At 64.6% G+C, this 17,194-nt stretch carries 18 protein-coding genes; 7 read left to right on the top strand and 11 right to left on the bottom strand.

The annotated features are described in order from the left end of the window. Nucleotides 1-68: 68 nt before the first annotated feature. The 3 genes from bfr to I6F12_RS01380 form a co-directional block, all read right to left on the bottom strand. The gene (gene bfr / locus I6F12_RS01390; RefSeq protein ID WP_036013205.1) at nt 69-557 is read right to left on the bottom strand and encodes a bacterioferritin; all 489 of its coding nucleotides are present in this window, start codon (nt 555-557) and stop codon (nt 69-71) included. Nucleotides 558-690: 133 nt separating this feature from the next. Next, nucleotides 691-963 (bottom strand): (2Fe-2S)-binding protein, encoded by a 273-nt coding sequence (locus I6F12_RS01385; RefSeq protein ID WP_036013202.1) that lies wholly within the window; start codon nt 961-963, stop codon nt 691-693. A 160-nt stretch (nt 964-1,123) separates the two neighbouring features. After that, a complete protein-coding gene (locus tag I6F12_RS01380; protein ID WP_225155334.1) occupies nt 1,124-1,438 on the bottom strand; it encodes a hypothetical protein in 315 nt (104 codons plus the stop codon). Between the two features lie 125 nt (nt 1,439-1,563). Here I6F12_RS01380 and I6F12_RS01375 point away from each other — a divergent pair, with 125 nt between their 5' ends. After that, nucleotides 1,564-1,884 (top strand): hypothetical protein, encoded by a 321-nt coding sequence (locus I6F12_RS01375; protein WP_225155333.1) that lies wholly within the window; start codon nt 1,564-1,566, stop codon nt 1,882-1,884. A 211-nt stretch (nt 1,885-2,095) separates the two neighbouring features. Further along, complete coding sequence (locus I6F12_RS01370) at nt 2,096-2,377, top strand: hypothetical protein (protein ID WP_036013199.1); 282 nt, start codon at nt 2,096-2,098, stop codon at nt 2,375-2,377. Nucleotides 2,378-2,555: 178 nt separating this feature from the next. Here I6F12_RS01370 and I6F12_RS01365 read toward each other — a convergent pair whose 3' ends face one another. Together I6F12_RS01365 and ettA are read right to left on the bottom strand one after the other, a co-directional pair. Beyond that, a complete protein-coding gene (locus I6F12_RS01365; protein WP_225155332.1) occupies nt 2,556-3,782 on the bottom strand; it encodes a lytic murein transglycosylase in 1,227 nt (408 codons plus the stop codon). Between the two features lie 7 nt (nt 3,783-3,789). Then, a complete protein-coding gene (gene ettA / locus I6F12_RS01360; RefSeq protein ID WP_036028509.1) occupies nt 3,790-5,439 on the bottom strand; it encodes an energy-dependent translational throttle protein EttA in 1,650 nt (549 codons plus the stop codon). A 235-nt stretch (nt 5,440-5,674) separates the two neighbouring features. Here ettA and I6F12_RS01355 point away from each other — a divergent pair, with 235 nt between their 5' ends. Both I6F12_RS01355 and I6F12_RS01350 read left to right on the top strand, forming a co-directional pair. Next, the gene (locus I6F12_RS01355) at nt 5,675-5,890 is read left to right on the top strand and encodes a hypothetical protein (protein WP_036013194.1); all 216 of its coding nucleotides are present in this window, start codon (nt 5,675-5,677) and stop codon (nt 5,888-5,890) included. 122 nt (nt 5,891-6,012) lie between these two features. Further along, nucleotides 6,013-6,975: a D-2-hydroxyacid dehydrogenase family protein gene (locus I6F12_RS01350; RefSeq protein ID WP_225155331.1), complete on the top strand. Its 963-nt coding sequence runs from the start codon at nt 6,013-6,015 to the stop codon at nt 6,973-6,975. A gap of 55 nt (nt 6,976-7,030) precedes the next feature. Here the strand turns inward: I6F12_RS01350 and I6F12_RS01345 are convergent, their stop codons facing one another. Next, the gene (locus I6F12_RS01345; protein ID WP_225155731.1) at nt 7,031-8,227 is read right to left on the bottom strand and encodes a L,D-transpeptidase; all 1,197 of its coding nucleotides are present in this window, start codon (nt 8,225-8,227) and stop codon (nt 7,031-7,033) included. 368 nt (nt 8,228-8,595) lie between these two features. Here I6F12_RS01345 and I6F12_RS01340 point away from each other — a divergent pair, with 368 nt between their 5' ends. Next, a complete protein-coding gene (locus I6F12_RS01340; protein ID WP_225155330.1) occupies nt 8,596-9,381 on the top strand; it encodes a hypothetical protein in 786 nt (261 codons plus the stop codon). A gap of 179 nt (nt 9,382-9,560) precedes the next feature. On the opposite strand, the gene sseA is transcribed toward I6F12_RS01340, so the two are convergent. The 3 genes from sseA to I6F12_RS01325 all read right to left on the bottom strand — a co-directional run bounded on the left by sseA (nt 9,561) and on the right by I6F12_RS01325 (nt 12,276). After that, nucleotides 9,561-10,418, bottom strand: coding sequence for a 3-mercaptopyruvate sulfurtransferase (sseA, locus tag I6F12_RS01335; protein ID WP_225155329.1), 858 nt, complete (start codon nt 10,416-10,418; stop codon nt 9,561-9,563). Nucleotides 10,419-10,556: 138 nt separating this feature from the next. Continuing rightward, a complete protein-coding gene (locus tag I6F12_RS01330) occupies nt 10,557-10,970 on the bottom strand; it encodes a rhodanese-like domain-containing protein (protein ID WP_028179894.1) in 414 nt (137 codons plus the stop codon). A 130-nt stretch (nt 10,971-11,100) separates the two neighbouring features. Further along, entirely contained in the window at nt 11,101-12,276 is a 1,176-nt protein-coding gene (locus I6F12_RS01325; RefSeq protein ID WP_036028524.1) for a VWA domain-containing protein, read from the bottom strand. A 123-nt stretch (nt 12,277-12,399) separates the two neighbouring features. On the opposite strand from I6F12_RS01325, the gene I6F12_RS01320 reads away from it, so the two are divergent. Further along, nucleotides 12,400-12,645 (top strand): GlsB/YeaQ/YmgE family stress response membrane protein, encoded by a 246-nt coding sequence (locus I6F12_RS01320; RefSeq protein ID WP_225155328.1) that lies wholly within the window; start codon nt 12,400-12,402, stop codon nt 12,643-12,645. A gap of 107 nt (nt 12,646-12,752) precedes the next feature. Next, on the top strand, nt 12,753-13,595 hold the full coding sequence (locus I6F12_RS01315) for a MoxR family ATPase (protein ID WP_036042145.1): 843 nt from the start codon (nt 12,753-12,755) through the stop codon (nt 13,593-13,595). A 1,320-nt stretch (nt 13,596-14,915) separates the two neighbouring features. Here the strand turns inward: I6F12_RS01315 and I6F12_RS01310 are convergent. Together I6F12_RS01310 and I6F12_RS01305 are read right to left on the bottom strand one after the other, a co-directional pair. Beyond that, complete coding sequence (locus tag I6F12_RS01310; protein ID WP_225155327.1) at nt 14,916-16,562, bottom strand: GMC family oxidoreductase N-terminal domain-containing protein; 1,647 nt, start codon at nt 16,560-16,562, stop codon at nt 14,916-14,918. Nucleotides 16,563-16,578: 16 nt separating this feature from the next. Next, complete coding sequence (locus tag I6F12_RS01305; protein WP_225155326.1) at nt 16,579-17,172, bottom strand: GNAT family protein; 594 nt, start codon at nt 17,170-17,172, stop codon at nt 16,579-16,581. Between the last annotated feature and the right edge of the window lie 22 nt (nt 17,173-17,194).

Raw genomic sequence — 17,194 nt, 5'->3', positions numbered from 1 at the left:
ACGTGCGGCAACACGTGAATGGCCGGGGTCAAGCCCGGCCATGACGGTGGAGGGAGCCGGGCCCGAGCTTAGTGCCCCTCGCCCTCGAGCCCGCCGACATGCTTCTGGGTGTAGAGCTCGAGGCCGATGCGGCCGATCAGATCGAGCTGGGTCTCGAGGAAGTCGATGTGGTGCTCCTCGTCGCTCATCAGCTTCTCGAACAGGTCGCGTGTGACATAGTCCTTGGCGCTGTGACAGTAGGTCGCCGCTTCCTGATAGAGCGCCCGCGCGCTCATCTCGGCGGCGAGATCGCACTCGATGATCTCCTTGACGTTCTGGCCGATGCGCAGGGGATCGAGCACCTGCATGTTCGGAAAGCCGTCGAAGAACAGGATCCGCTCGGTGAGCTTGTCGGCGTGCTCCATCTCCTCGATGGATTCCTTGCGCCAGACCTTGGCCATGTCCAGCAGGCCCCAATTGTCGAGGAAGCGGTAATGCAGCCAGTACTGATTGATCGCAGTCAGCTCATGACGCAGTGCCTTGTTGAGATAGTCGATGACTTTTGCGTCGCCCTGCATGGTTCACTCCAGCTCTTGCAGTCCAAATCGGTCCCAAACCGAGTTTAGAACGCTTCTAAATCACTTTGCGAGCGAGAGCAACCGGCTACGGGAACCCAGCCGGGGAAAAGCTCAGCCGGAATTGCGGAAGTTTTCAGCAGGCCGCGAGGGCGAACTCGGCGGGTTCGGCGGTCTCGTCGTTGGCGGCCACGGTGTGGCTATGCGGGCAGCCGGCGCAGCAGGACTGCGCACAGGGGCCGAGCGCTTCGTCGATGATACTCTTGATCGTCCGGGCGCAGCGCCCGCATTCGGCGCTGCAGCCGAGACAGCCATAGACCTGTTTGGCATGCCGCACGGCGTCGTCGGACTCGGCGACGGCGGCGCGGATATCATCATCGCTCAGCACGTTACAGGAACAAACGATCATGGAAGCGGCAGGCCCTTCGGTGATGCGCCATCATCGATATTTAACAGGCCGGCCGGATGCAAAAGGAAAAACAGGTATTTGAAGCTATTCCAAACTGGCCTGATCAAAGCCTAGAACGGCTCTAAATCAAGCTCTTGCGCTGGATCAAGATTGTAGCCCACTAGTCGCCGCCACCGCCGCCTCCTCCTCCGCCATCGCCACCGCCTCCGCAGTCGCCGCCGCTACTGCTGCTATCGCTGCTGGAACAGCTTGCGCCGTCGCCAGAGCTCCCCGAACTGCCGCCGGAAAACCAGCTTCCCCGCGAGAAGCCGTCATTCGTCCCGGAATAGGTGCTGTCCCCGCTACTCCCTCCGTGGCTGCCGGCGGTAGCGCGGGAGCGCCGTGCGCGGTTCTGGAGATGTGCGATCCAGCCGTAGCCGACCGCGAAAACGATCCCGGCCGCAATCAAAGCATTAACCATCGCGTTGCCCATCATCGTCTCCCGGTGGGACCCATACCAATTGGTCGTCTCCGGCAAAGGTGCCGTTCATTGATCATTCAAGCGGAATATGGAACCTTGCGGCCCAAAGGTTCCCGCGTGTTCGTCTGAAAGGTCAAGCAATGAAGAAGTCGCTCCTGGCGGTCGTCGCCGTCGCCATTCTGGCCCTGACGGCCGGAACGCCGGCCCATGCCCAGCGCGGTGTCGCGGCAGGCGTGGCCGCCGGGATCATCGGCGGCGCCATTGTCGGCGGCGCGCTGGCTTCTCCGTATTATTACGGGCCTAGCTATGGCTACTATGGGCCGGGCTACTACCCGCCGCGCTACTACGCCCCGGGTCCAGGCTATGTTGCCGACGACTATTACGGCGGCTGCGTCTGGCAGAAGCAGCGCTTCTGGGATGGCTATGCCTGGCGCGTCCGTCGCGTCCGAGTCTGCGGCTGAGGCGCGCCAAGCCGGTTCACTACGGATGCGCCGTTCATCTCAGGGCCTGAAAAAGACCGCTTTTTCTCGTCACAGCTCCGTGTGCGTTTACCGTGGATTGACCATTTGCGCGCTTCCTAGCTGCAAGGCCAATTCCATCAGAGTGTGCGTGAACCTTTGAAACCCGGGCGCCTCTAGCAGGAGGAACCCATCTCCCAGGAGAGCCAAGAGCATGAACAAGACTTTAGTTGCCGCCCTCACGGTCGCGACGGTCGCCGGTTCGCTGGTGACCGCCGCTCCGTCCGCGAAGGCCCATGACGGCGTCGGCGCCGGTATCGCAGCCGGCCTGATCGGTGGCGCCATCGTCGGCGGCGCCATCGCCTCCAGCCGTCCCGCCTATGGCGGCCCCGTTTACATCGCCGAGCCCCCGCCGCCCGCGCCCTGCTACTGGCGCCGCGAGCGCTATTGGGACGGCTACGGCTGGGTCAGCCGTCCGGTTCGCGTTTGCTACTGATCTGATTGCCTGGCGCATGCGCGCCGCGATCGGAAAGCCCGGCCGAGAGCATTGGCCGGGCTTTTTGTTTGCGCACGCTAAAGCGCGATGCGGTTAGGATGAAGCGTCATCGCGCTTTAGGTTATTGTTTGAGCATGATCTTTTCGGAAAACCGCTTCACACTTTTCCGGATCATGCTCTATCGCGCCGCCTGGATCGAACGCAGCACCTCTTCGCTCGGCCAGCAATCGACCTTGAGGCCCGCCGACTTCTGATAGGCGCCAAGCGCCGCACGCGTCTGCATGCCGGCCTTGCCGTCGATCTTGTCCTTGTAGAGTCCGGTCCGCATCAATCCGCGCTGCATGGTCTCGACGTCCTTGGTGCGCAATTGCTTCGAGGCGGACCAGGGCGTTGCGAACGGCAGCGGGCTCGTCATGCGGTCGCTGAGATGGCCGACGAACAGCACGTAGAGATCGGAGAAATTGTATTCCTTGATGACGAAGTAATTCTTCGTGGTCAGGAATGACGGGCCGTAGATGCCTTCGGGCTGGAGCAGCGAGGCCGGCTGCGCCTGCTCGGCGGCGCTGAGCTTTTGGCCGCGTACCGGGACAAAACCCTCGCGCAGCCATTGGCCGATCGGCTTCGTCACCTCCGGCACGCCCGTCGTGCAATCGACCTTCGCCGGCGCCTGCACCTCGTAAGCCCAGCGCACGCCGCTCTGCCAGCCCTTGTTGACGAGCTGCTGCGCAGCCGAGGCCAGCGCATCCGGCACCGAGTGCCAGATGTCGATGCGGCCATCGCCGTCGAAATCGACGCCATGCTTGTAATATTCGGACGGCAGGAACTGGGTGAGGCCGGTCGCGCCGGCCCAGGACGAGCGCATGTCCTTGCGCGTGACGACGCCTTCATCGAGGATCTTGAGCGCGGCAATGAACTCGTTGCGATACTGATCCTTTCGGCGTCCGACATAGGCCTGCGTCGCCAGTACGCGCACCAGATCGTAGGGCAACGTGTGCCGGCCATAGTCTGTCTCGCGGCCCCAGATGGCGAGCATGACGGTCGCCGGCACCCCGGACTTCTTCTCGATCTCGTTCAGCGAGGTACGATGCTTTTGGAGCAGCCGCTGCCCCTCGCCTGCAAACCGCGCGATCGAGGCTTCCTTGACGTAGTCGGCCGGCACCTGCACGAACTCGGCCTGCGACGGCGCACCCGTTGCCGGCCGCCCGGGCAAGAGCAGATCGGGCAGCTTGTAGTCGGGCTCCAGCCCGCGCGTTTGCGCATCGAACGTTGCGCGCGAAACGCCGGCCTGTTGGGCCTCCGGCCACAATGAGGCGATGAACTGGGTGAAAGCGGCGTCGGCAGCACGGACGGGCGACCAGCTGCAGGCGATGACGATCCCCGCAGCGATGAGCGCCCGTCGCATCATGCCGCCATCACCGCGTCAGCTTCTTGTACTTCACGCGGTGCGGGATGATGCTGTCCTGGCCGAGCCGGCGCATCTTGTCTTTCTCGTAGTCCTGGAAATTGCCTTCGAACCATTCGACGTGGCTCTCGCCCTCGAAGGCGAGGATGTGCGTCGCGATGCGGTCGAGGAACCAGCGATCGTGGCTGATGATGACCGCGCAGCCGGCAAAATCCTCCAGCGCCTCTTCGAGCGCGCGCAGCGTATCGACGTCGAGGTCGTTGGTCGGCTCGTCGAGCAGCAGGACGTTGGCGCCGGACTTCAGCATTTTCGCCAGATGCACGCGGTTGCGTTCACCGCCCGAGAGCGCGCCGACCTTCTTCTGCTGGTCCGCGCCCTTGAAGTTGAACGACGAGCAATAGCCGCGCGAGTTGACTTCCTTCTTGCCGAGCAGGATCAGTTCGTTGCCGCCAGAGATCTCCTCCCACACGGTCTTCTTGCCGTCGAGCGCGTCGCGCGACTGGTCGACGTAGCCGAGATGCACGGTCTCGCCGACCGTGATCGTGCCGGAGTCCGGCTTCTCCTGAGCGGTGATCATCCTGAACAACGTGGTCTTGCCGGCGCCGTTGGGACCGATCACGCCGACGATGCCGCCGGGCGGCAGCTTGAAGGTGAGGTTGTCGATCAGGAGACGATCGCCAAAGCCTTTGCTGAGCCCCTCGAAATCGACCACGTTGGCGCCGAGCCGCTCGGCCACTGGAATGATGATTTGCGCGGTCTGGGTCTGCTTCTCGCTCGCCTTCTTCAGCAGCTCCTCATAGCGCTGATAGCGCGCCTTCGACTTGGCCTGGCGGGCCTTCGGCGACGAGGCGACCCATTCCTGCTCGCGCGCGAGCGTCTTCTGGTGCGCCGCATCCTCGCGGCCCTCCTGCTCCAGACGCTTCTGCTTCTGCACCAGCCAGGACGAGTAATTGCCCTCGTACGGGATGCCGCGGCCGCGATCGAGCTCGAGGATCCAGCCCGTGACGTTGTCGAGGAAGTAGCGGTCGTGGGTGACGATCAGGATCGCACCGGGATAGTTGCGCAGGTGCCCTTCCAGCCACGACACGGATTCCGCGTCGAGATGGTTGGTCGGCTCGTCCAGCAGCAAGAGTTCGGGCTGGTCGAGCAGCAGGCGGCACAGCGCGACGCGGCGGCGCTCACCGCCCGAGAGTTTCGTCACGTCGGCATCGTCGGGCGGACAGCGCAGCGCGTCCATGGCCTGGTCGACCTTGCTGTCGAGATCCCACAGGCCCTGGGCCTCGATCTCGTCCTGCAGCTTGGTCATCTCGTCGGCGGTCTCGTCGGAATAATTGACCGCGAGCTCGTTGTAACGGTCCAGGATCGCCTTCTGCTTGGCGACGCCCTGCATGACGTTTTCGCGCACGGTCAGCTTGGAATCGAGCTGCGGCTCCTGCTCGAGATAGCCGACGCGGGCGCCCTCGGCGACCCAGGCCTCGCCGGTGTATTCCTTGTCGAGACCGGCCATGATCTTGAGCAGGGTCGACTTACCCGAGCCGTTGACGCCGAGCACGCCGATCTTGGCGTCCGGGTAGAAGCTCAGATGGATGTTATCGAGCACCTTCCGGGTCGGGTAGCTCTTGGTCAGGCCCTGCATGAAATAGATGAACTGGCGCGCCATCGGTCCCGTGAAACCTTCGATTTGAGGAAATTTGCTTCGCCAGCGATGTAGCGATCCCGCCCCCAAAGGGCAACGTTTTCCGTCCGTTCACCACGGATGAATACGGTCAGGAAACCATCCGGCCACCGATCCGGACAATTGAAACCATCTTTTAATAAATCAGGCCAAAGCTCGGTTTCGCGCGGAAACAGCGCCACCCGCTCAGAACGAACGGGGAGCACAGCGAGGCCGCATCATGGCTCTGATCGAGACCCATTCTCTTCCTGTTCCGGCAGGAGCCGGGCGCGACTCCGGGTTCGCCTCGGAGATCAAGGCCTTCTGGAAGCGCTTCTTCGTCACCGCCTTCAATCCCTACCGGCCCGAACTGCATTACATGCGCGGCCCCGGCCCCGCCTGGCGCGCCAAGCACGGCATGGATGCACCGTTCCGCCTGAAGCCCCGCGACGTCTGAGCGTATCGGACTTTTGAAGACGCAGGCTGCTTGCGCGCCGGCGCGATTGCGCGCAAACCATGGCCAGGTTCCGATGACGGCGCCCGCCTGGCGCCTTCACCTCTCGCCATGGATGAACGCTGATGAGCCGGCTGCGCTGCGCAATCCTCGACGACTATTTCAATCTCGCCCTCGACGTCGCCGACTGGCCGAAATTGTCGGATCGCGTCGACGTCACCGTGTTCAGCCATCCCTTCGCCTCCGAGCAGGCCGCAGCCAGTGCGCTCACCGACTTCGAAATCATCTGCGCGATGCGCGAGCGCACGGCGTTTCCCAAGAGCCTGTTCGATCGCCTGCCGAAGCTTAAGCTGCTGCTGACCTCGGGCATGCGCAACGCTGCGATCGACATCGAGGCCGCGAAAGCGCGCGGCATCGCCATCGGCGGCACGCAATATTCCCGTGATCCGACGGCGCCGCTCGCCATGGGTCTGATCCTGGAGTTGACCCGCGGCATCGGCCGAGAGAACGCGCGCATGCATGCGGGCGAGTCCTGGCAGACATTTGCCGGAGTCGAGATCGAAGGGCTGACGCTCGGCATCGTCGGGCTCGGCAAGCTCGGCAGCAAGATGGCGGGCATTGCGAAAGCGTTCGGCATGAACGTGATCGCCTGGAGCCCGAACCTGACGCCGGAAAAGTGCGCTTCTGTTGGCGTCGGCTACGCCTCCAAGGAGGAGCTGTTCGCCAAGGCCGACATCGTCACCATCCACGTGGTGCTGAGCGAGCGCTCGCGTGGCCTCGTCAGCCGCGCGGATCTTGCGCGGATGAAACCGACGGCCTTCCTGGTCAATACCGCGCGCGGGCCGATCGTGGATGAGCAGGCGCTGCTGGACGCTTTGCAGCAGCGCAAGATCGCAGGCGCCGGCCTGGACGTGTTCTCGGTCGAGCCGCTGCCGGTCGACCATCCCTTCCGCAAGCTCGACAATCTCGTGCTGACGCCGCATCTGGGCTACGCCACCACGGATGGTCTGCGCATCCATTACGGCCAGATGGTCGAGGCGATCGACGCCTTCACCAAAGGCGGCGAGCTGCCGCGGAAGCTGGCCTGAAACGAAAAGGGCGTGCCGACGGCACGCCCTTCGCAATCTCATCGAGTTGAGGCCCTCAGCGCACGGTGACCGGCGCGGGCAGCGGCGGCACAACGGTGGGCTGCGTCCCCGGGACCGGGCCCGCCTGGGCGGACATCGGAGCCGGCCCGGCAGCGCTCTGCGTCGGCGCGGCGGAGGCCGTCGCCGTTCCCGGCGGCGGACCACCCGGCATCACGACAACGCGGGTGCCGACCTTGACGCGCTCGAACAGGTCGGAGACGTCCTCGTTCAGCATGCCGATGCAGCCGGAGGAGACGAACTTGCCGATCGTCGAGGGCTGGTTGGTGCCGTGGATGCGGTAGACGGTCGAACCTAGATACATCGCGCGGGCGCCGAGCGGATTACCCGGGCCGCCGGCCATGAAGCGCGGCAGATAGGGCTGACGCTCGATCATCTCGGTCGGCGGATGCCAATCCGGCCACTCGGCCTTGCGGGTGATCTTCTGCACGCCCGTCCAGGTGAAGCCGTCGCGGCCGACTCGGACGCCGTAGCGGATCGCACGGCCGCCTCCGAGCACGTAATAGAGGTAGGTGTTGGGCGTATCGACCACGAGCGTGCCGGCCGGCTCCTTGGTCTGGAACGCGACCTCCTGACGGCGCAGGTTCGGCGGCAGCTGCACCGGCGCGGCATCGGGCTGCTCCTCGGGCGGCAGCGCGGCCAGGGTCACCGGGCGGCCATCCGTGCCCACGGGCGGCTGTCCGGCCTGGACCGTCCCAGTCGCGGCGGGACCGCCCACAGCCTCGGGCGGACGCAGGCCATCGTTGGCGGGCGATTGCTGAGGCGGACGGTCGGCGTAGATCACCGCCGGCGGACCGGCGGGGCGGCCGTAGCGGGGATCGTCGGGCGACATCACGGGGCCTTGCGGCGCGGCCGAATAGACCGGCGGGGCGCCAGCCGGGCGCCCATAGCGCGGATCATCCGGCGACATCACCGGACCTTGGGGCGGGGCGGCCGAATAGACCGGAGGCGCGCCCATCGGACGACCGTAGCGCGGATCGTCGGCCGGACCGGGCGGGGGCGGCGAGGCATGCGGCATCGCCTCGTCGTCTTCGTCGAGCGCGTCGAAATTCGGCATGCGGTCACCGGGCCGATATTCGGCCGGCGCGCCATAGCTTGGCACCTGCTGGATCGGATAGCTCTGAGCCTGAGCGAGCGAGGTTCCCGCCGCAGCGACTGTTGCGGCAGCGCATATCGTCAGAAAGTGTTTGATCATCATCGCTCTTGTATAGTCCCCAAGCCCGACCGGACCGTTAACGGCCAGATGACGGAAGATAGCGGCACATTCAAGACATATCAGGCTTATTTGCGCCGGACTTGCCGATTTGTGATCCGCAAGACTACCGTTGCCCCGTTGCATCACGGGGCTGAAATCGTATCGCGCCTTCGATTGGCGCGATGGTCGGCCGCGATTTTAACGGAACGATGCGGAGACGTTGCGATATGGTCGAATCAGCCTGATTCGCCACCTTTTTGAGCTCCGATCCCGCGTGGCGAACGCGGCAAGCAGTACCGTCACCGCGTTCAGATGGCTCTTGAGCCCCGGCTACTTCCGCCGCCGGGGCGGAAATTCGCAATCGCTCAATGCTTCCCGGCTTTCGCTTCCTGTTTGCCGCGATCCTGCTGTCAACCTCCATCCTGGTGTTCGGCCTAGGGGCCGCCGCGCTGCTCCGGGCGACCCATCAGCAATATGTCAACAACCCCGGCTGGCGGAACGGGCCGCAGGAGCAAATGTTTGCGCAGGCGCCCGAGCCGGCCCAGCCGGTGCTCGCGGTGCTGCGGACCGAGCCGGAGCCACCTGCCGAGACCACGCCATCGCTGCGCGACCAGGTGCCGACCATCGCTTTGCCCCTGAGCGAGCCCGAACAGATTGCTGCACTGACGACCGAGACGGACGTCCAGCCCGAGGCCGCCGCGCCCCTGGCTGAAGTGCCGGCCATCGAAGCAGCCAAGCCCGAACCAGCCAAGCCCGAACCGATGGTGACGGCCGCAGCGCCGGCTTCGATCGATACGCTGACCTCCGCCGACACCACGGCCGGGATTCCCGAGGCCCAGCCTGCCGCAATCGCCAGCGAGCCGGAACCAGCTGACCCGGCCCTCGCCGCCGCGGCGCTCGATGTCGCCTCCGCAAGGCTCGCTGCGCTGAACGCCGCCACAGCGGCGACGGACGCGCCGGCGAAGGTCAAGGCCGAGAGCAGCAAGGCCGAGAGCACCAAGTCGGACAGCAAGGCGACCAAGCGCAAGGCGAAAGCCAAGAAGCGAGCCCGCGTGGTGCGGCGCCCGCCGCCTCAGCAGTTGCAGCAGCAGCTCGATCCGTTCGGTCAGCAGCAGCCGGCCTTCGCGACAACGACGACCGCACGCACGCGGTGATCTTACTTCTTCACCTCTCCCCGCTTGCGGGGAGAGGTCGGAATACGCGCGTCGCGCGGATTCCGGGTGAGGGGGTACAGGTCCCTCGATAATCTCATCCTGCGGAGAGAGGCCCCTCACCCCAACCCTCTCCCCGCAAGAACGGGGCGAGGGAGCGCACCGTCATCGTGGCTGCAACCTCAAGCCGGGCCGGTCGCGATGGCCGGGCCGCCGGCCTGGCCCCATTCCGACCACGAGCCGTCATAAAGCGCGGTGTCGGTGATGCCGAGGCGGTAGAGCGCGAGCGTCAGCACGCCGGCCGAGACGCCGGAGCCGCAGCTCGTCACGATCGGCGCATCCAGCTTGACGCCGGCATTGGTGAAGGCGGCGCGGAGCTCGTCGAGCGGCTTCATCTCGCCGGTCGCGGCGTCGAACAGCAGATTGTAGGGCACGTTGCGGGCGCCGGGGATGTGACCGGAGCGGATGCCCGGGCGCGGCTCGGGCGCGCGGCCTTCGAAGCGATCGGCGGCGCGCGCGTCGATCACCTGCTCGTTGCGGCTTGTGACATTGGCGATCAGTTGCTGCATGCTGCGCACGCGGTTTGCGTCATAGCTCGCCGTGAAGGTCTCCGGCTTCGGCTTGACCTCGCCGCTCTCGGTCGCGCGTCCCTCAGTGCGCCACTTCTTCAGGCCGCCATTGAGAATGCGTACGTTGCTGTGGCCATAGGACAGGAACATCCACCACGCACGCGGCGCTGCGACCCAGCCGCCGGCATCATAGAGCACGACGGTGTCCGCGTTGGAGATGCCGAGATTGCCGACGTCGCGGCCGAACTGCTCTGCGCTCGGAAACATGTGCGGCAGCGGGTTGGAATGATCCGACACCGCATCGACGTCGAAGAACACGGCGCCCGGCAGATGCGCGGCGAGATAGTCGTCCTTCGGCAGCGGCAGCACGCCCGGCAGCTTGAAGCTGGCGTCGAGGATCTTGACGTTGGCATCGCCGATGTGAGCTGCGAGCCATTCGGTGGAGACGAGGGGGTCGGTGGCGGTGGTCATTGAAGCATTCTCCGTTGGTCATTCCGGGGCGTGCGAAGCACGAGCCCGGAATCCATCGTGCCTCAGACTCTGTGGATCAATGGATTCCGGGCTCACGCTTCGCGTGCCCCGGAATGACGGGTGGAGAGGGCAAGGCCCTCACCCCTTCTTCTTCGGCTCCCACTTCTCCGTGGGCCCGCCGGCATCGCGCCAGGCGGCGTAGCCGCCGGCGATATGGGCGACGGGCTTGAGGCCCATGTCCTGCGCGGTCTTGGCCGCGAGCGCAGAGCGTAAGCCCCCCGCACAGTGGAACACGAACTTCTTGTCTTCCTGGAAGATCGGTTTTGCGTACGGGCTCTGCGGGTCGATCCAAAATTCGAGCATGCCGCGGGTGCAGGCGAAGGCGCCGGGGATGCGGCCGTCGCGCTCGATCTCGCGGGGATCGCGGATGTCGACGATGACAACGTCGCCGTTCTTGGAGATCTCGATCGCGTCCTTGGCGGTGAGCGTCTCGATCTCGGCATTGGCCTCGTCGATCAGCGCCTTGATGCCGCGGGTGATGGTCTGGGGCACGTGCTTCTCCCTCTTGTTGTCATTCCGGGGCGCGCGTAGCGCGAGCCCGGAATCTATTCCTCTACATGCACTGCGGCCCGATGGATTCTGGGTTCGCCCTTCGGGCGCCCCGGAATAACGACGGGAGGCATCAATGCGTCAATTCCTTCATCGCAGCTTCCAGCCCCTCGATCGTGATCGGATACATACGATTGGCGAAGATGCGCTTGATGATGGTGGTGGATTCCGAATAGTCCCAGTGCTTCTGCTGCACCGGGTTCAGCCACACCGTATGCGGATAGGTGCGGATGATGCGGTCGAGCCAGACCGAGCCGGGCTCCTCGTTGACATGCTCCACCGAGCCGCCGGGCACCATGATCTCGTAAGGCGACATCGAGGCATCGCCGACGAACACGACCTTGTAGTCGTGCGGGTATTTGTGCAGCACGTCCCAGGTCGGCGTGCGGTCGGTGAAGCGGCGCTTGTTCTGCTTCCACACGCCTTCATAGAGGCAATTGTGGAAGTAGAAATACTCCATGTGCTTGAACTCGCTCTTCGCCGCCGAGAACAGCTCCTCGACCTGCTCGATATGCGCATCCATCGAGCCGCCAATGTCGAAGAACACCAAGAGCTTCACTGCATTGCGCCGCTCGGGTCGCATGTGCACGTCGAGATAACCGTGATTGGCGGTCTCGCGAATGGTGGTGTCGAGATCGAGCTCGTCGGGCGCGCCGGTGCGCGCGAATTTGCGCAGGCGGCGCAGCGCCACCTTGATGTTGCGGATGCCGAGCTCGACATTGCCGTCGAGATCCCGAAACTCGCGCTTGTCCCACACCTTCACGGCGCGGTTGTTGCGGTTCTTCTCCTGGCCGATGCGCACGCCTTCGGGGTTGTAGCCGTGCGCGCCGAACGGCGAGGTGCCGGCGGTGCCAATCCATTTGGAGCCGCCCTGGTGGCGACCCTTCTGCTCCTCGAGGCGCTTCTTCAGCGTCTCCATGAGCTTGTCCCAGCCCATGGCCTCGATCTGCTTCTTTTCTTCTTCGGTCAGGTATTTCTCGGCGAGCTTCTTCAGCCACTCCTCGGGGATCTCCGCCTTCTCCATGGCGTCGAGCAGGCTTTCCAGCCCCTTGAACACCGTGCCGAAGACGCGGTCGAACTTGTCGAGATTGCGCTCGTCCTTCACCAGCGAGGCGCGCGACAGGTAATAGAAGTTCTCGACCGTGTAGTCCGCAAGGTCGGCGTCGAGCGCCTCCATCAGCGTGAGGTATTCGCGCAGCGTCACGGGGACCTGCGCATCGCGCAGAGAGGTGAAGAATTGCAGGAACATGGGTGACAGATTGCCCGTCGGGTGGCGAACGTCAAGGGGCGGAGGCCGCTGCGGGACGCTGGACCGGCAGGCTTTTTGCTCTAGAATTGGCGACGTCAAGGGGTTGTTTGGGGGACGTTTGCAATGGGAATTCTCGCAGCACTGATCATCGGTGCCATCGCCGGCTGGCTTGCGGGCAAGATTGTCCACGGGGCGGGATTTGGGCTGATCGGCAACATCGTCGTCGGCATCATCGGCGCGCTGGTGGCGAGCTGGGTTCTGCCACAGCTGCACATCCAGCTGGCAACAGGCACAATCGGCGCCATCGTCAACGCCACGATCGGCGCGGTGATTGTGCTCGTCATCCTTTCGCTGATAAAACGGGTCTGAAAGCCTGACCGAACCAGGAACGGCCGCCGCGAGCGGCCGTTCGCTTGTCGTGACCGAGGCCATTGATACTGGCAATGCGTTGCGACGACGACCAACAAGGACGCGCGATGAAATTTACCGGCACCAAGGACTATGTTGCGACCGACGATCTCAAGGTCGCCGTCAATGCTTCGATCGTGCTCGAGCGCCCGCTCCTGGTGAAGGGCGAGCCCGGCACCGGCAAGACGGTGCTGGCGGAGGAAGTGGCGAAGGCGCTGAACGCGCCGCTGCTGACCTGGCACATCAAGTCCACCACCAAGGCGCAGCAGGGCCTCTACGAATATGACGCGGTGTCGCGCCTGCGCGACAGCCAGCTCGGCGATGCGCGCGTGTCCGACATCCGGAACTACATCAAGCGCGGCAAGCTGTGGGACGCCTTCACCAGCGAGCAGCGCCCGGTGCTCCTGATCGACGAGATCGACAAGGCCGACATCGAATTCCCCAACGATCTGCTGCTCGAGCTCGACCGCATGGAATTCCATGTCTACGAGACCGGCGAGACGATCAAGGCGAAGCAGCGCCCGATCATGATGATCACCTCCAACAACGAGAAGGAGCTGCCCGACGCGTTCCTGCGCCGCTGCTTCTTCCACTACATCAAGTTCCCCGATGCCGACACGATGGGCCGCATCGTCGACGTCCACTTCCCCGGCATCAAGAAGCGCCTGGTCGAGGAAGCGCTGCGCATCTTCTTTGAGGTGCGCGAGGTCCCGGGCCTGAAGAAGAAGCCGTCGACCTCGGAGCTGCTCGACTGGCTCAAGCTGCTGCTCAACGAGGACATGAGCGCCGAGCAGCTGCGCGAACGCGACCCGCGCAAGCTGATTCCACCGCTGCACGGCGCGCTGCTCAAGAACGAGCAGGACGTGCATCTGTTCGAGCGGCTGGCGTTCTTGAGCCGAAGGGAAGTGTAGGCACGCCGTAACGCGTCGCACGGTGCCGTAGGGTGGGCAAAGGCGCATAGCGCCGTGCCCACCATTCCTCCGTGATGGATGCAGATCGTGGGCACGCTTCGCTTTGCCCACCCTACGATATCGAGTGTGTCGCGAGCAGCCTCCCGATCCCGTCATTGCGAGCGCAGCGAAGCAATCCAGTATCCCTCCACCGCAGTAGTCTGGATTGCTTCGCTGCGCTCGCAATGACGGAGCAAGGAGCAACGGCGTCGTTCTCCGCTGGCAATTCAATTTGCAGACACACCTTCGCAGCCTCGCGGCTCATCTCGCCCGAGCTTTGCTTCATTCCGTCGCCCCAAAAGAAAGAGGGCGCAGGGAAGACCGGGTGCCGACGGGCACCCGCGGTCCGCTGCGCGAAAAGCACACGCAGAGAAACCGCACAGCAGCATACAGGTGTCGCCGATCACTCGGCCTTCCCTGCGCGATGGTCGGACGGCTTATGCCGTGCTCTCCCGGGAGCCGAATTCCTTCTGGCCTCCCTCGCCCCGCGAATTGACGATGCCGTCCGCCCGGTTGGGCTGGCGCGCATCTCCGCAAGAGGCTTGACCGTAGCAACGACGGCCAGGACCACACGGTTTTGCCGTACGCAGCTCATCCGGCTTCGCCAAGAGGCTTCGCCGGACTTCAGCGCCGTTCGTCTGCACGGGGCCTCGGGCTCACAGGGACTACCCGCCCTGCCCGCACCCATCGTGCCGACGCTGCCGCGTCCACCGCAACCCGGCCCGCGTTTCGAACGACTCGCGAACCGCCCCTCTTTCGTGAGCCGGGCTGTTTCGATCTATGCCGCAATTCCGAATTTCGGTAAAGCGGAATATTTTTATGGAAAGGGGTTGACGAGGTGACGGGGTGTTTTGTCCGACGGGCTACGGGCCGTGAAGCGTCGCCGCCCACTCCAGCGCCGGCAGCACCGTGCCACGAGCAGACCATATGAGAGGGCCTTTTGAACTGGTGTGCGCCGTGGAAACCATCCTACTCCGCCCATGAAGTACATTATCGCCCAGAGGCCGGCAAAGAGGGTCCAATCGCGCCAGCCCACGCGGAGCAGCAGACCGAGCGGAATAGCGGTGCAGAGAAAGACGATGCCGCAGATGGCAATCTGGCCAACGGATTGCCGCTCAGCGCCGGATTGGGGCATTTGGCGTTTTGCCTATCGGTGAAGCGCGTAGGGCGGATTGGCCGAAGGCGTAACCGCCACGGCTCGTTTTCACATCGAAAGAAACGGTGGGTTACGCCTACGGCCGCGCTTCGCGCCGCCGCTGGCTAACCCACCCTACGAAGATATCACGCCACCGCCGCCTCCGGAATCCTTGCGGCTTCCATCGGCGCCTTGCCGCGGATGAGGTCGGAGGCGCGGTCGGCGATCATCATCGTTGACGCATTCAAATTCGCCGAGATCATCCGTGGCATGACGGAGGCGTCGATGACGCGGAGGCCTTCGAGGCCGTGGACGCGGAGCTGGTCGTCGACGACCGCCCACGTCGAGTCCGCCGGGCCCATGCGGCAGGTGCAGCCGGGGTGGAAGGTGGTGGTGCCGCGTTGGGTGGCGGCGGCTAGGAATTCGTCGTCGGTGTTGACGTTGGGGCCGGGGAAATCCTCGTAGGCGTAATAGGGCGAGAGCGGCGCACTCTTCAAGAGGCGCCGCGCCAGCTTCATGCCGCCGACGATGACGCGGCGGTCGAGCTCGGCGTCGAGATAATTGGTCTGGATGATCGGCGGCGCGAACGGATCGCTGGAGCGGATCCGGACATAGCCGCGGCTCTCGGGACGCTGCTGCCAGGACGCCACGGTCATGCCGGGCTCGTCCTCGAGCTGGCCCTGCACGCCTTCTTTGTAAGAAGCCGGCGTGAAGGTGAGCTGCAGGTCGGAGCTCTCGGCGCTCTCGCCGGAATGCCAGAAGCAATAGACCATGGTCGGCGACAGCGACAGCAGGCCCTTGCGCTGGGTCGCCCATTTCAACGCCTCGATCCACAGCGAGAAGCCGCGGCGGAGCTCGTTGATGGTCTTGATGTCCTTGACGCGCGCCACCGTGCGCGGGGCGTAATGGTCTTGCAGGCCCTCGCCGACAGGCAGCGCGTGACGCACGGCGATGCCGTGCTGCTGCAACAGGTCGGGCGAACCGATACCGGAGAGCTGCAGCAGCTGCGGCGAATTATAGCTGCCGCCGGACAGGATCACCTCCTTGTTGGCGCGCACCTCGACCGGCTGGCCGCCGCGGCCGCCCTTCATGTAGCGCACGCCGACCGCGCGCTTGCCCTCGAAGATGATCTCGGTCGCGTGCGCATGCGTATGCACATGCACGTTGGGCCGCTTCATCGCCGGCTTGAGGAACGCGGTCGCGCCGGAGACGCGCAGGCCGTTGTTGATGGTGCGCTGGCAGTAGGAGACGCCTTCCTGGGTCTTGCCGTTGTAATCGGGGTTGCGGGGAATGCCGAGCGAGACCGCGCCTTCCATGAAGGCCTCGCAGAGCGGATCGCGCCAGTTCATGGTGGTGACGATGAGGCTGCCGTCGCGGCCGCGATAGGTGTCCTCGCCCTCGCCGATCCGCTTCTCCAGCCGCCGGAAGTAGGGCAGCACGTCGGCATAGCCCCAGCCGCGATTGCCCATCTGCGCCCAGGTGTCGAAATCCATGCGCTGGCCGCGATTGTAGATGTGGCCGTTGATCGAGGACGAGCCGCCGAGCGTCTTGCCGCGCGGCGCGTAGATGCTGCGCCCGCCGGTCCACGGACCGGGCTCCTGCTGGTAGGCCCAGTTGATGCTCTTCATGTGGAAGGTCTTGATGAAGCCCGCCGGCAGATGGATGTAAGGATGCCAGTCGGACGGGCCCGCCTCGAGCACGCAAACGGAGGTGTTGGGGTCCTCGCTGAGCCGGCTGGTGAGCACGCAACCGGCGGAGCCCGCGCCTACGATCACATAATCAAATCTATCCATGGTCCCTCGGCCGCCCCTAGCGCGGCTTGTCGTTGAGTTGAAATTCGAGATGCGCCTGCACCGTCGGCCATTCGGCGGCGGTGATGCTGTAAACGACAGTATCGCGCAGCGTGCCGTTCGGCGCGATCTGATGGCTGCGCAGGATACCGTCCTGCTTGGCGCCCAGGCGCTCGATGGCGCGGCGGCTCTGGTGGTTGAAGAAATGCGTGCGGAACTCGACCGCGATGCAGTTCAGCGTCTCGAAGGCATGGCGCAGCAGCAGCAGCTTGCACTGCGTGTTGAGCGGGCCGCGCTGCGCGCTCTTGCCATACCAGGTCGAGCCGATCTCGACGCGGCGGTTGGTGGCATCGATGTTCATGTAGGTGGTCATGCCGACGATCCGGCCGCCGGCATCGAACACGGTGAAGGGCAGCATCGAGCCCGCGGCCTGCAGGCCTAAGCGGCGGTCGATCTCCTTGCCCATGTTCTCCGGCAACGGGATTGCGGTGTACCACAGCTTCGACAGCTCGCCGTCCTTGACCGCCTCGACCAGCCCTTCGCGATGGTCATGCGACAGCGGCTCGAGACGGGCATGCTGTCCGCGCAGGGTGACGGGATCGGGCCAGGGCATTCTATCGTTCCTTATGATTGTC

Origin of the sequence: Bradyrhizobium sp. IC4059 (assembly GCF_020193615.1) — a bacterium.
In the GTDB taxonomy this organism is placed as follows: domain Bacteria; phylum Pseudomonadota; class Alphaproteobacteria; order Rhizobiales; family Xanthobacteraceae; genus Bradyrhizobium; species Bradyrhizobium yuanmingense.
The sequence above is the reverse complement of the archived record's forward strand: the minus strand, read 5'-3'. Positions and strand labels throughout refer to the sequence as shown.

Excerpts from the sequence above, each read along its gene's own strand:
- bfr (WP_036013205.1), bottom strand. The coding sequence starts at position 557 with ATGCAGGGCGACGCAAAAGTCATCGACTATCTCAACAAGGCACTGCGT.
- I6F12_RS01385 (WP_036013202.1), bottom strand. The coding sequence starts at position 963 with ATGATCGTTTGTTCCTGTAACGTGCTGAGCGATGATGATATCCGCGCC.
- I6F12_RS01380 (WP_225155334.1), bottom strand. The coding sequence starts at position 1,438 with ATGATGGGCAACGCGATGGTTAATGCTTTGATTGCGGCCGGGATCGTT.
- I6F12_RS01375 (WP_225155333.1), top strand. The coding sequence starts at position 1,564 with ATGAAGAAGTCGCTCCTGGCGGTCGTCGCCGTCGCCATTCTGGCCCTG.
- I6F12_RS01370 (WP_036013199.1), top strand. The coding sequence starts at position 2,096 with ATGAACAAGACTTTAGTTGCCGCCCTCACGGTCGCGACGGTCGCCGGT.
- I6F12_RS01365 (WP_225155332.1), bottom strand. The coding sequence starts at position 3,782 with ATGATGCGACGGGCGCTCATCGCTGCGGGGATCGTCATCGCCTGCAGC.
- ettA (WP_036028509.1), bottom strand. The coding sequence starts at position 5,439 with ATGGCGCGCCAGTTCATCTATTTCATGCAGGGCCTGACCAAGAGCTAC.
- I6F12_RS01355 (WP_036013194.1), top strand. The coding sequence starts at position 5,675 with ATGGCTCTGATCGAGACCCATTCTCTTCCTGTTCCGGCAGGAGCCGGG.
- I6F12_RS01350 (WP_225155331.1), top strand. The coding sequence starts at position 6,013 with ATGAGCCGGCTGCGCTGCGCAATCCTCGACGACTATTTCAATCTCGCC.
- I6F12_RS01345 (WP_225155731.1), bottom strand. The coding sequence starts at position 8,227 with ATGATCAAACACTTTCTGACGATATGCGCTGCCGCAACAGTCGCTGCG.
- I6F12_RS01340 (WP_225155330.1), top strand. The coding sequence starts at position 8,596 with ATGCTTCCCGGCTTTCGCTTCCTGTTTGCCGCGATCCTGCTGTCAACC.
- sseA (WP_225155329.1), bottom strand. The coding sequence starts at position 10,418 with ATGACCACCGCCACCGACCCCCTCGTCTCCACCGAATGGCTCGCAGCT.
- I6F12_RS01325 (WP_036028524.1), bottom strand. The coding sequence starts at position 12,276 with ATGTTCCTGCAATTCTTCACCTCTCTGCGCGATGCGCAGGTCCCCGTG.
- I6F12_RS01320 (WP_225155328.1), top strand. The coding sequence starts at position 12,400 with ATGGGAATTCTCGCAGCACTGATCATCGGTGCCATCGCCGGCTGGCTT.
- I6F12_RS01315 (WP_036042145.1), top strand. The coding sequence starts at position 12,753 with ATGAAATTTACCGGCACCAAGGACTATGTTGCGACCGACGATCTCAAG.
- I6F12_RS01310 (WP_225155327.1), bottom strand. The coding sequence starts at position 16,562 with ATGGATAGATTTGATTATGTGATCGTAGGCGCGGGCTCCGCCGGTTGC.
- I6F12_RS01305 (WP_225155326.1), bottom strand. The coding sequence starts at position 17,172 with ATGCCCTGGCCCGATCCCGTCACCCTGCGCGGACAGCATGCCCGTCTC.